At 71.2% G+C, this 14532-nt stretch carries 2 protein-coding genes (1 of these 2 only partly in view); both read right to left on the reverse strand.

The window, feature by feature from the left end; all coding sequences use genetic code 11:
- Nucleotides 1–3537: the 5' portion of a non-ribosomal peptide synthase/polyketide synthase gene (locus ACLZOT_RS39430; protein ID WP_416973994.1), read on the reverse strand. 25230 nt of this gene lie to the left of the window's left edge; 3537 of the gene's 28767 nt are visible here — the first part of the coding sequence; the start codon lies at nucleotides 3535–3537; its stop codon lies beyond the left edge, outside the window.
- A 73-nt stretch (nucleotides 3538–3610) separates the two neighbouring features.
- Nucleotides 3611–14506: an amino acid adenylation domain-containing protein gene (locus ACLZOT_RS39435; RefSeq protein ID WP_416973995.1), complete on the reverse strand. Its 10896-nt coding sequence runs from the start codon at nucleotides 14504–14506 to the stop codon at nucleotides 3611–3613.
- Between the last annotated feature and the right edge of the window lie 26 nt (nucleotides 14507–14532).

Consider the following 14532-nt stretch of genomic DNA (forward strand, 5'->3'; position numbering starts at 1 on the left):
CGCCCGGCCCTGCCTGCGCGCGGTGTACGCGACGCCGAGGTCACGGGTGATCAGCTCCATCGACCAGCCGTCCACGGCGATGTGGTGCGCCACGACCACCAGGACCGAGTCCGTCGGCGACACCGTCAACAGCCGTGCCCGCCACGGGAGTTCGACGGCCAGGTCGAAGCCGCGGCGCACCTCGTCGCCGATGGCTTCGGAGACCTCGGCCTCTCCGGTCCCGGCGACGGTGAGCCGGGGGCGGCCCGCCGCTCCGGTGAGGATCTCTTGGTGAGGCTCGCCGTTCACGTCGGGGTAGCGGGTGCGCAGGGTCTCGTGCCGGTCGGCGACGTCGCCCAACGCTGCCTCAAGGGCCGCCACGTCCAGATCGCCGGTCAGCCGGAGTGTGAGCGGCACGTTGTAGCCGGCGCCCGCGCCGGCTTCCTCCAGCCGGTTGAGGAACCACATCCGTCGCTGCGCGAACGAGAGCGGCACGATGTCGGGCCGCTCCTGCGGCACCAGGGCGGCGCGCTTGCTCGTCTGCTCGCCCTCGGCGAGCCGGGCCAGCCCTTGGACCGTGGGGGCGGTGAACAGGTCGCGGATGCTGACCTCGGCGTCGAGCACGGATCGGATGCGGGCGATGAGCCGCATGGCGAGGAGTGAGTCGCCGCCGAGGGTGAAGAACGAGTCGTCCGTCCCGACGCGGTCCAGACCGAGGACTTCGGCGAACAGGCCGCACAGCACCTCTTCGGTGGGGGTGGCGGGGGCGCGGCCGGTGGTCAGACCCGCAAGGTCCGGGGCGGGGAGGCCGGCCCGGTCGAGCTTGCCGTTCCTGGTGAGGGGGATCGCGTCGAGCGCCACGAACGCCGACGGGACCATGTACTCGGGGAGGCGCTCGGCCGCGAACTCCCGCAGCGTGGGCTCGTCCACATCGCCGACGACGTAGGCGACCAGGCGCTTCACGCCGGGCTGATCCTCGCGGGCGATCACCGCCGCCTGCCTGATGCTCCCGTGCGCGCTCAACACGGCCTCGACCTCGGCCGGTTCGATCCGGAAACCCCGGATCTTCACCTGCTCATCCGCACGCCCCGCGAACTCCAGCACACCATCCGCATTCCAGCGGGCCAGGTCTCCGGTGCGATACATCCGGCCGGGCTCGCCGAACGGGCACGCCACGAACCGCTCCGCACTCAGCCCCGGACGACCCACATACCCACGCGCCACGCCCTCGCCCGCCACATACAACTCACCCACCACACCCGGCGGTACGAGACGCAACGGACCGTCCAGCACGTAGGCCCGGGTGTTGTCCATCGGGCGACCGATCGGCACCGCCGCAGGCACCTCATCCCCTGCCCTGTACGGCAAGTGCGTCGTGAACGCCGTGTTCTCCGTCGGGCCGTACGTAGTCCGCACCACCAGATCCGGATGCGCCCTGAGCAGGGTCCGGATCGCGGTCGCGGAGACCACGTCGCCGCCCGTGGCCACCTCCCGCACTCCGGCGAAGATCTCCGGCGACTGTTCCGCCAGCACCCGGAACAACCCCGCCGTCGCATGCACATTCGTCACCCCGTGCTCCGCGATCAGCGCACCCCGCTCGGTCGCGTCGACCTCCCCGGCCGGGGCGACCACCAGCCGCGCGCCGCGCAGCAGCGGCGCCCAGATCTCGTACGTCGAGGCGTCGAAGGCATGGTTCGCCTGGAACAGGACGCACTCGACCACATCGTCCGTCCAGGCCCTGTCCAGGCAGAACGCGACCACGTTGCGATGCGTGACCGCCACACCCTTCGGCACCCCGGTCGAGCCGGACGTGTACATCACGTACGCCAGGTTCTCCGGCCCCGGCCTCACCTCCGGGTTCTCAGCCACCGGCTCGAACACATCGGCATCGGTGAGCGTCACCACGACCCCCGCCTCAGCCGCTATCGCCTCCCGCCGCCCCTCCGGAAGCCCCGCATCCAACGGCACATACGCCGCACCCGCCTTCAACACCCCCAACAACACCGGGATCAACTCAGCCGACCGCTCCAACCGCACCCCCACCAAGTCCTCACACCCAACCCCCCGCCCCATCAACACCCGCGCCACACCATTCGCCCGCGCATTCAGCTCCCCATACGTCCACGACGCACCCCGCCCCACCACCGCCAGCGCATCCGGCGAACGCACCACCTGAGCCTCGAACAACTCCACCAACGACCCACCCGACACCGCGCAAGCAGTGTCGTTCCACTCCCCCACCACCAACCGACGCTCCACCTCCGACAACACCTCGACATCCCCGACCCGCACCCCCGGATCCACAGCCACCTGCCTCAACACCCGCACCAGCCGCCCCGCAAGAGCCCGCGCCGACGCCTCGTCGAACAAGTCCGGGCGGTAGTCGAGCCGGAGGGACATGTCGGCGTCCGGGAGGACGGCCAGGATCAGCGGGTAGTGCGCGGTATCCGTGCTCTCGACGCCTACGACGTCCAGGCCGCCGGGGCTGGGCGGTCCGGCGGCTTCGCGCAGGAAGTTCTCGAAGACCAGGAGCGTGTCGAACGTCGCCCCCGGCCCGGCGGCGCGCTGGACCTCGGCCAGTCCGAGATGCTGGTGGTCCATGAGCCCGGTCTGCCGGGCCTGCGTGTCGGCGAGGGTGTCGAGGAAGGAGCGCGCCGGGTCCAGTGTGACGCGGACGGGCAGGGTGTTGATGAAGAGCCCCAGCATGCGTTCCACACCCGGAATGCCCGCGGGGCGCCCGGAGACGGTGGCGCCGAAGACCACATCGCGCCGACCGGTCAGCAGGCCGACCAGCCAGCCCCACGCGCCCTGCACCACGGTGTTCACGGTGAGTCCGTGCACCCGGGCGACCCCGCGTAGCGCCTCGGCCTGTTCCCGGCCGAGGGGTTCGACCACGTGCTGGGGCGGTACGGGTTCCGTGCCCCGGTCCACGGGCGCCACCAGGCTCGGTTCCGTGACCCCGGCCAGGGCGTCGGCCCAGGCCGCTCGCGCGGTGTCCCGGTCCTGCCGCTCCAGCCAGGCCAGGTAGTCGCGGTACGGCGTCACCGGCGGCAGCCCGCCGGCGTCGCCGCCCGCCGCGTACACCTCCGACAGCTCCTGGAACAGGATCGGCAGCGACCACCCGTCCAGCACCAGGTGATGCATCGTGATCACCAACTGGAATCGCGGCCCGCCCATCCGGATGAGCACCAGGCGCAGCAGCGGCGGCACCGCCACGTCGAAGCCTCGGTCCCGTTCGGCCTCGGCCAGCCGTTCGGCCTCGGCCGTGGGGTCGGGGTGGTCGGACAGGTCGACCTCGCTCCACGGCAGGATCACGCCCGCCAGGATGGCCTGGACGAGCCGGCTCGCTCCCGCGGGCTGCCGGAAGCTCGCCCGCAGGCTCGCGTGCCGGTCCAGGAGGGCCTGCCAGGAGGCGCGCAGTACCTCTGTGTCGAGCGGTTCCGCGAGTTCGAGGACACGTTGTTCCACATATACGTCCCGGGCCCGCTCATCGAAGTTGGCGTGGAACAGCAGCCCTTCCTGCAGCGGCGCCAGCGGCCAGATGTCTTCAATGCGCACCCCGGTCATAGCGTCCCCCTCGCCTCGGCTCTCAGACCCGCCTGCAACGGACGGTATATCTACGTGCGGTATTTCATCGAGCCTGTCCAAATGACCAGGGATCCGCCTGGCCCGATTCACCGAGGAATTGCCCTGCGATCTCGTCGATCTGGTCCTGCTCCAGTGAGACGAGCGCGAAGTCGGACGGCGTGTGGCCGGGGCCGGCCGCATCGGTGACGTGCGCGGCGATTCCGGTGAGCATGGCCGCCCAGCCGTCGGCCAGCTCGGCCAGCTCGGGCTCGGTGAACAGCCCGGAAGGGCAGGTCAGGGTGAGATCCAGCGCTGATCCGGCCACTTGGTCGCGGACCAGGGCGCCCGCGTCCAGCTCGTGCATGGCGGCCATGCCGGCCTCGGCGGCACCGCCCAGCGCCGCTTCACCGACAGGCTGCCAGAGAGTTACGGAATCAGGCTTTCCGGATTCGCCAGGGGGCGCGTCGATGACCATTCGGCCCACATAGTTGAAGCCGATGCGGGCCGTCGGTAATTCGGCCAGAACCGGGGCGGTGGCCGGATTCAGATAACGCAGGAGACCAAATCCGAGACCGTCACCAGGAACTGCCCTCAATTGTTCCCTGACACGCTTTATGAGCAGACCTACCGCTGCCTTGCCCGAGCGTACTCCAAAGAAATCCGCGGCGCCCGTGTCCAACCGTGCAGGGTGCGAACCGGTGAACCAGCCCACGGTCCCGGTGACGTCCAGGTCCGCGGTCAGCGGTTCCCGGCCGTGGTCCTCGATGTCGACCAGCAGCCCGCCGCCCGTGCCCGCGCCGCGCCGGCGCCGCCACTCGGCCACGGCCGCTACCAGGCCCGCCAACAGCACCTCGTCGGTCCCCGTCTGGAAGTCCGCGGGTATCCGGTCCAGCAGCGCCGCGGTGACCGACTCGGACAGCGTGCGCGCGGTGCGGCGGGTTCCGGCGGCGACGGTGTCCCGGCGCGGATCCAGCGGACGGCTGCCCAGCACCGGGTCCGGACCGGCGAGCAGCCGCTGCCACTCGGGCAGTTCGTCCACCCTGCGCCGGCCGACAGCCTGCGCGGCCAACTGCCGTGCCCAGCGGCGGAAGGAGGCGCCCGTCCGCGCCAACTCCGTGTCAGGGGCCTCGTACGCGGCGACCAGGTCCCGGAGCAGAATCCGCCAGGAGACGCCGTCCATGACGAGGTGATGTGCCACCAGCAGCAGCCGTCCCGGGGCATCAGGTCCCGCGTCGAACCAGACGGCCCGCAGCATCGAACCCGCCGCCGCGTCGATCTCCGCCACGGCGTCCCAGGACCGTGCGTCCACCAACCGGTCGAACTCTTCCGCGTCCAGCCCGGCAGCGTCGATCCGCGGTACGGAGATCCGTTCGGTCGCGGACGGCACCTCCAGCGTCCACGCACCGTCGTCGGGGGTGACGAGAGTGGCGCGGAGCATGTCGTGCCGGCCCATGACGGTGCGCAGCGCCTCTTCCAGCCGCTCCGGGGTGAGATCCGCCGGGGTACTCACCACCGTCGACTGGCAGAAGGCCCCGCTCAACGCCGCCGCACCCGACCGCTCCTTCACCTCAAGCATCCCCGGGGTCAGCGGAACCGGCCCTGTCGCCACGTCCTCGGACTGCTCCGCCGCCTCGCCTGCCAGTCCCGCGACGCGGGCGAGGGCGGCGGGGGTGCGGTGCTCGAACACCTGCCGCGCCGAGATCACGACACCCGCGCGGCGGGCCCGGGACACGACCAGGATCGACATCACGGAGTCGCCGCCGAGGGTGAAGAAGGAGTCGTCGGCGCCGACCCGGTCCAGACCGAGGATCTCGGCGAACAGGCCGCAGAGGAGTTCCTCGGTGAGGGTGGCGGGGGCGCGGCCGGTCGTCCGTACCGCAAGGTCCGGGGCGGGGAGGGCGGCGCGGTCGAGCTTGCCGTTCCTGGTGAGAGGGATCGTGTCTACGGTCACGAACGCCGACGGCACCATGTAGTCCGGCAGCCTGTCCGCGACGTACCGGCGAAGCTCCGCCTCGTCCACATCGCCGACGACATAGGCGACCAGCCGCTTCACGCCGGGCTGATCCTCACGGGCGATCACCGCCGCCTGACTCACACTCCCGTGCGCACTCAACACGGCCTCGACCTCGGCCGGTTCGATCCGGAAGCCCCGGATCTTCACCTGCTCATCCGCACGCCCCGCGAACTCCAGCACACCATCCGTGCTCCAGCGGGCCAGGTCCCCCGTGCGGTACATCTGGCCCTCGCCGAACGGACAGGCCACGAACCGCTCCGCCGTCAACCCCGGACGACCCGCATACCCACGCGCCACACCCTCACCCGCGAGGTACAACTCACCCACCACACCCGGCGGTACGAGACGCAACGCACCGTCCAGCACGTAGGCGCGGGTGTTGTCCATCGGGCGACCGATCGGCACCGCCGCAGGTATCTCGTCCCCGGCGGTGAACGGGACCTGCGTCGCGAACGCAGTCGTCTCCGTCGGCCCGTACGTGGTGCGCACCACCAGATCCGGATGGCACGCGAGCAGGTTCCGGATCGCGGACGAGGAGACCACATCACCGCCCGTGGACACTTCCCGCACCCCGGCAAAGATCTCCGGCGACTGCTCCGCCAACACCCGGAACAACCCCGCCGTCGCATGCACATTCGTCACCCCATGCGCGGCGATCAACGCACCCCGCTCGGCCGCGTCCAGATCCCCAGCCGGGGCCACCACCAGCCGGCCACCACGCAACAACGGCACCCAGATCTCGTACGTCGAAGCATCGAACGCGTGGTTCGCCTGGAACAGCACGCACTCGACCATGTCGTCCGTCCAGGCGCCGTCCAGGCAGAACGCCACCACGTTGCGGTGCGTGACCGCCACACCCTTCGGCACCCCGGACGAACCCGACGTGTACATCACGTACGCCAACGCCTCCGGCGACACCCTGACACCCGGGTTGTCGTCCACCGGCTCGAACACATCGGCATCGGTGAGAACCACCGACACTCCCGCCTCTGCCACGATCGACGCCAACCGCTCCTGCGGATGCGCGGTATCCAACGGCACATACGCCGCCCCCGCCTTCAACACACCGAGCAACACTGGAACAAGCCCAGCCGACCGCTCCAACCGCACCCCCACCAAGTTCTCGCGCCCAACCCCCCGCCCCATCAACACCCGCGCCACACCATTGGCCCGCGCATTCAACTCCCCATACGTCAACCGCGTCTCCCCAGACACCACCGCCACCGCATCCGGCGACCGCACCACCTGAGCCTCGAACAACTCCACCAACGACCCACCCGACACCACACGCCCCGTGTCGTTCCACTCCCCCACCACCAACCGACGCTCCACCTCCGACAACACCTCGACATCCCCCACCCGCACCCCCGGATCCCCAGCCACCCGCTCCAACACCCGAACAAACCGATCCGCCAACCCCCTAGCCGTCGCCTCGTCGAACAGATCGTCCGCGTACTGGATCACACCGGCAATACCGGCAGCCGCTCCATCCTCATGCCGGTGCTCCAGGTGAACCGACAGATCGAACTTGGCGACCGCCGTCGCACCCCCGGCCATCGGGGCCACGTCCACGCCGGGCAGTGTCCACGGCTCCCCCTGCCCCTCCGCGTCGTCGACCGCAAGCATCACCTGGAAGAGGGGGTGCCGGGACAACGAGCGCGCCGGGTTCAGTTCCTCCACGAGCCGCTCGAACGGCACATCCTGGTGCGCATAGGCAGACAGGTCCGTCTCCCGCACCCGCCCCAGCAACTCCACGAACGACGGATCACCACTCACATCCGTACGCAGCACCAACGTATTGACGAAGAACCCGACCATGCTCTCGACCTCGGCGTCACCACGCCCCGCCACCGCCGTACCGAGCGGGATGTCGGTGCCCGCGCCCACCTTCGACAGCAACACCGCCAGCGCCGCCTGCACCACCATGAACATCGTCACGCCATGCCGCCGCGCCACCTCCGACAGACGCGCATGCACCTCCGCGTCCACCTCGACCGAAACCGCGCTGCCCCGGAACGACGACGTCGACGGCCGGGGGCGGTCGGCCGGCAGGGGCAGTTCCTCGGGGATGCCCGCCAACGCCGTACGCCAGTAGCCGAGTTGCTCGCTGATCACGCTGTCGGCGTCCTGGAGGTCGCCCAGCGCTTCGCGCTGCCACAGCGCGTAGTCCGCGTACTGGACCGGCAGGGGCTCCCACGCGGGGGCCGTGCCGGCGCTCCGCGCGGCGTACGCCTCCCCGAGATCGTGGGCGAGTACGCCCATGGACACGCCGTCGACCGCGATGTGGTGCGCGACGATCACCAGCACCGATTCCACCGGCGACACCGTCAACAGCCGTACCCGCCACGGCAGTTCCACCGTGAGGTCGAACCCGCGCCCGGTCTCGTCCGCGACGAGCTGCGGCACGGCCGTTTTCGCGGCCGACTCGGTGCGCAGCGGCGGACGGTCCCCGGTGATCTCCTGGCGCGGTGCGCCGTCGGACTCGGGGAAGACGGTGCGCAGGCTCTCGTGACGTTCGGCGAGGTCGCCCAGCGCCGCATCGAGGGCCGCCACGTCCAGATCGCCGGACAGCCGGAGTGCGGATGACACGTTGTAGGCGGCGGACTGGTCCGGCTCCTCAAGCTGGTTGAGGAGCCACATCCGCTGCTGCGCGTACGACAGCGGAAGCGCGTCCTGGCGCGGGCGGGCGACCAGGGCGGTCCGCGTGGTGCCGTGACCCTCCTCGGCCAGGTGGGCCAGGGCCTCGACCGTGGGTGCGGCGAAGAGTTCGCGGATGCCGACCTCGGTGTCCAGTGCCGCGCGGACCCGGGCCAGCAGCCGCATGGCGAGGAGTGAGTCGCCGCCGAGGTCGAAGAACGAGTCGCCGGCCCCGACGCGGGCCAGTCCGAGGACGTCGCCGAAGAGCCCGCACAGAACCTCCTCGGTGGGCGTGCGTGGCGCCCGGCCGCGGGCGAGTCCCGCGAAGTCCGGGGCCGGGAGGGCGGCTCGGTCCAGCTTGCCGTTCACGGTGACCGGGAGGGCGTCCAGCTGGACGACGGCCGCCGGGACCATGTGCTCCGGCAGCCGCGCCGCCGCGAACGCCCGCAGGTCCGCGCCCTCCACCGGATCCGCGCCGGAGCGGGGGACCACGTACGCCACGAGTCGCTGTGTCCCGGATTCCTCGCGGGCGATGACCGCGGCCTGGCCCACCTGGTCGTGGGCCGTGAGCGTGGCCTCGATCTCGCCGGGTTCGACGCGGAATCCGCGCAGTTGAATCTGGTGGTCGGCGCGGCCGAGGTGTTCCAGCGTCCCGTCGGCGCGGTACCGGGCCAGGTCGCCCGAGCGGTACATGCGGCCGCCGGTGAAGGGGCAGGCCACGAAGCGCTCGGCGGTCAGTCCCGGCCGGTCCAGGTAGCCCCGCGCCAGGCCGCGGCCGGACACGTATAGTTCGCCGGTCACGCCGGGCGGTACGGGCCGCAGCCAGTCGTCCAGGACGTGGACGCCGAGGTCGGGGATGGGGCCGCCGATGACGCTGCCGGGCCGGGAGGCGCACAGCTCGGCGTCCAGGGGCTGGTGGGTGACGTGCACGGTGGTCTCGGTGATCCCGTACATGTTCACCAGTACGGGCTGGGGGTGGCGGAGGTACCAGTCGCTCAGCGTTCCCGGTTCGAGGGGCTCGCCGCCGAAGATCACGTACCGCAGTGCCAGGTCGTCGCGGGGGTGTCCGGCGTCGGCCGCCATGAGCTGCGCGAAGGCCGAGGGGGTCTGGTTGAGGACCGTGACGCTTTCGGCGGCGAGCAGTTCCAGGAACCGGTCCGGCGTACGGGAGGTCTCGTGGGGTACGACGACGAGGCGACCGCCGTGCAGCAGCGCGCCCCAGATCTCCCACACCGAGAAGTCGAACGCGTAGGAGTGGAACAGGGTCCAGGTGTCGTCGGGCCCGAACGCGAACCACTGCCGGGTCTCGGTCAGCAGCCGGACCACGTTGGCGTGCGGGATCGTCACGCCCTTCGGGCGGCCGGTCGAGCCGGAGGTGTAGATCACGTAGGCGGGGTGGGCGGGGCGCAGCGGCGTGCGGCGGTCCGTGTCGGTCGGGGCGGTGGCGGGCCGGGCGGCCAGGGCGGCGGCGGTCGCCGGGGTGTCCCAGACCAGGGTGGCGATGCCCGCCGGCTCCGCGGGTGTGGTCGTGGTGGTGCACACGACCAGGGACGGCCGCGCGTCGGTCAGCGTGTACGCGATGCGCTCCGCCGGGTAGGCCGGGTCGACGGGAACGTAGGCGGCGCCCGCCTTGACGATCCCGAGCAGCGCCGTGACCAGGTCGAGGGAGCGCTCCATGAGGACTGCGACGCGGCTCTCCGGGCCGATGCCCCGGGCGATCAGCTCGTGGGCGAGGCGGTTCGCGCGGGTGTCCAGTGCGGTGTAGGTGAGGGTGGTGCCGTCGCAGGTCACCGCGGTCGCCGACGGGTCGCGTGCCACCCACTGCTCGAACAGCTCCGGCAGGGTGGTCTCGGGGACGGTCTGTCCAGCGGGCCGGCGTATGACCCGGAGCCGTTCGGCATCGTCCAGGATGTCGATCCGGCCGACCGTCGCGGCCGGGTCCGCCGCGACCTGCTCCAGCACGCGGACCAGCCGCGCCGCCAGCGCGTGGACGGTCGGCTCGTCGAACAGGTCGGCCGCGTACTGGATGTCGCCGACGAGCCCGGCGGGAGCGCCTTGGGCATCCCGGCGTTCCCCGAGCGTGACCGACAAGTCGAAGCGGGCTGCCGTGCCCTCGTCCGGCGGTACGGCGGTGACCCGCACCCCGGGAAGCTGCCAGGGCTCGTCGCCGCGCGGGATGTTCTGGAAGTTCAGCACCACCTGGACCAGCGGGTGCCGGGCCAGGGAGCGCGGCGGGTTCAGCTCGTCCACGAGGAGTTCGAACGGCAGGTCCTGGTGGGCGTACGCGGCCAGGTCGGTGTCCCGGACGCGGGCCAGCAGTTCGGTGAAGGACGGGTCGCCGCTCACATCGGTGCGCAGCACCAGCGTGTTGAGGAAGCAGCCGACCAGGTCTTCCGTCGCCGGGTCGCCGCGCCCCGCCACCACCGTCCCGACCGGGACGTCGCTGCCCGCGCCCAGCCGCGCCAGCAGCAGCGCCAGCGCCGCCTGCGCGACCATGAACACGGTGGCGCCGCCCCGCTGCGCCAGCGCCGCCAGCCGGGCGTGGGTCCTGGCGTCCACGTCGACCGGCACCGCGCCGCCCCGGAACGACGCCACGGCCGGCCGCGGTCGGTCGGCCGGCAGCGGCAGTTCGTCGGGGAGTCCGGTCAGGGTCTGCCGCCAGTGGCCGAGCTGGCCGGACAGCAGGCTGCCGGAGTCGTCGAGGCCGCCGAGAACCTCGCGTTCCCACAGGGCGTAGTCGGCGTACTGGACGGGCAGCGGAGCCCAGTTCGGCGCGCTGCCGTGCACGCGCGCCGCGTAGGCCGTCCTCAGGTCGCTGAGCAGCAGGCCCATGGACCAGCCGTCGACGGCGATGTGGTGCGCCACGACCACCAACACCGACTCCGTCGACGACACCGTCAACAGCCGTACCCGCCACGGCAGTTCCCTGGACAGGTCGAAGCCTCGCCCCAACTCCTCGCCGAGGACCGGGCGCAGCGCCTCCTCACGGATCTCGTCGGTACGCAACCGCGGGCGTCCCTCCGCACCGCCCAGCACCTCCTGGCGCGGCACCCCCTCGTCGTGCGGGTAGCGGGTACGCAGGCTCTCGTGCCGGTCGGCGACGTCGCCCAACGCCGCCTCAAGGGCCGCGATGTCCAGATCACCGGACAGCCGCAGGGCGAGCGGCACGTTGTAGCCGGCGCCTGCACCGGCCTCCTCCAGCCGGTTGAGGAACCACATCCGCTGCTGCGCGTACGACAGCGGCAGGGTCTGTGGACGTTTACCGGGGAGCAAGGCGGCGCGACTGCCGGTCTGCCCGGCCCGCACCAACCTGCCCAGCTCCGCCACGGTCCGTGCGGTGAACAGGTCGCGGATGCCGACCTCGGTGTCGAGCACGGATCGGATGCGGGCGATGAGGCGCATGGCAAGGAGTGAGTCGCCGCCGAGGGTGAAGAAGGAGTCGTCGGCGCCGACGCGGTCCAGGCCGAGGACTTCGGCGAACAGGCCGCACAGCACCTCTTCGGTGGGGGTGGCAGGGGCACGGCCGGTCGTGCGGACTGCCAGGTCCGGGGCGGGGAGCGCGGCACGGTCGAGCTTGCCGTTCCGGGTCAGCGGGATCGCGTCCACGGTCACGAACGCGGCCGGAACCATGTAGTCCGGCAGCCGCTCGGCCGCCCACTCCCGCAGAGCGGACTCGTCGCCACCCACGACATAGGCCACCAGCCGCTTCACGCCGGGCTGATCCTCACGGGCGATCACCGCCGCCTGCCTCACACTCCCGTGCGCACTCAACACGGCCTCGACCTCGGCCGGTTCGATCCGGAAACCCCGGATCTTCACCTGCTCATCCGCACGCCCCGCGAACTCCAGCACACCGTCCGCGCTCCAGCGGGCCAGGTCCCCCGTGCGGTACATCCGGCCATCGGTGAACGGACTCGCCACGAACCGCTCCGCCGTCAACCCCGGACGACCCGCATACCCACGCGCCACACCCTCACCCGCGACATACAACTCACCCACCACACCCGGCGGTACGAGACGCAGCGCGCCGTCCAGGACATAGGTGCGGGTGTTGTCCATCGGGCGGCCGATCGGCACCGCCGCAGGCACCTCATCCCCCGCGCTGAACGGAACCTGCGTGACGAACGCAGTCGTCTCCGTCGGCCCATAGGTACTGCGCACCACCAGACCCGGATGGGCCGCGAGCAAGGTCCGGATCGCCGACGCGGACACCACGTCACCGCCCGTGGACACCTCCCGCACCCCGGCAAAAATCTCCGGCGCCTGCTCCGCCAACACCCGGAACAACCCCGCCGTCGCATGCACATTCGTCACCCCATGCCGAGCAATCAACACACCCCGCTCAGCCGCATCCACCTCCCCCGCCGAAGCAACCACCAGCCGCCCGCCCCGCAACAACGGCACCCAGATCTCGTACGTCGAGGCATCGAAGGCATGGTTCGCCTGGAACAGCACACACTCGACCACATCCTCGGCCCAGGCCCTGTCCAGGCAGAACGCCACCACGTTCCGGTGCGTGACCGCCACACCCTTCGGCACCCCCGACGAACCCGACGTGTACATCACATACGCCAACGCCCCCGGCAACACCCTCACACCCGGATTCCCAACCACCGGCTCGAACACATCGGCATCGGTGAGAACCACCGACACCCCCGCCGCGATCGACACCAACCGCCCCTCCGGAAGCGCGACATCCAACGGCACATACGCCGCACCCGCCTTCAACACCCCCAACAACACCGGGATCAGCCCAGCCGACCGCTCCAACCGCACCCCCACCAAGTCCTCGCACCCAACCCCCCGCCTCATAAGCCCGTACGCAACACCATTCGCCCGCGCATTCAGCTCCCCGTACGTCCACGACACCCCCTGCCCCACCACCGCCACCGCATCCGGCGACCGCACCACCTGCGCCTCGAACAACTCCACCAACGACCCACCCGACACCACACGCCCCGTGTCGTTCCACTCCCCCACCAACCGCCGTTCCACCTCGCTCAGGAGGTCCACCGCCCCCGTCCGCTTCCGCGGGTCGGCAGCGAACTGGTCCAGGACACTCACCAGTCGGTCCAACAGCCCCCGCGCCGCCCCCTCGTCGAACAGACCGGGCCGATAGTCCAACCGCAGCTCCATGTCGTCCCCCGGCGAGACGACCAGGGTGAGCGGATAGTGCGACGCGTCATCGCCGCCCACCTGGGTGATGTCGAGGCCGCCCGGGATGCGTTGCTCCGACGGGTCGCCGGGGAAGTTCTCGTAGACGATCAGCGTGTCGAAGGTGGCGCCCGGTCCGGCGGCGCGTTGGACCTCTGCCAGGCCGAGGTGCTGGTGGGCGAGGAGTCGGGACTGCCGGGACTGCACCTCGGCGAGGGTGTCGGTGAGCGGGCGCGCGGGATCCAGCGTGACCCGGACCGGAAGGGTGTTGATGAACAGCCCGAGCATGCGCTCGACGCCGGGCAGTTCCGCCGGGCGTCCGGCGACGGTGGCGCCGAACACGACGTCGGTGCGGCCGGTGAGGGTGCCGAGCAGTTGTCCCCAGGCGCCCTGTACGAGGGTGTTGAGGGTCAGCCCGAGAGTGCGCGCGGTGTCGCGAAGCCGGCCTGCCAGTGCCGGGCCGGTGCGGGTGCTGAGGTGGTGGGGGAGAACGGGTGCGGGGGTGTCCTGGCCGTCGGGGACGAGCAGCGTCGGTTCCGTGACCCCGGTGAGCGCGTCGGCCCACGCGGTGCGTGCCGTGTCCCGGTCCTGGCGGTTGAGCCACGCCAGGTAGTCGCGGTACGAGGCTGCCGGTGGCAGGCCGGACGGGTCGCCGCCCGCCGCGTACACCTGCGACAGCTCCTGGAAGAGGATCGGTAGGGACCAGCCGTCCAGCACGATGTGGTGCATCGTGACCAGCAGCCGGTACCTGGTGCCGTCCAGGCGGATCAGCAGGAGCCGCAGCAGGGGTGGGGCCGCGAGATTGAAGCCCCGGGCGCGTTCTTCGGTGGCCAGCCGGTCGGCCTCGGCCTCGGCCTCCGGCAGTGGGCGGTCCGACAGGTCCGCTTCCCGCCAGGGCAGGGCCGGGGCGCGGACGATCATCTGGACGGGGGCGCCGGCGCGGCGCCGTGGGAAGGCGGCGCGCAGGTTGGCGTGGCGGCGCAGCAGCGCCTCCCAGGAGGCGCGCAGCACTGCCGGGTCCAGGGGGCCGTCGAGGTGGACGGCGTGCTGGCCGACGTAGACGTCGCGGGCGTGCTCGTCGTACTGGGCGTGGAAGAGCAGGCCCTCCTGGAGCGGCGACAGCGGCCAGACCTCGGCGAGCGCTGATTTGTTCACCGGTGTGTCCTCCGGACGGTGTTCGG

It is taken from the genome of Streptomyces sp. 4F14, assembly GCF_048159485.1.
Taxonomy (GTDB): domain Bacteria; phylum Actinomycetota; class Actinomycetes; order Streptomycetales; family Streptomycetaceae; genus Streptomyces.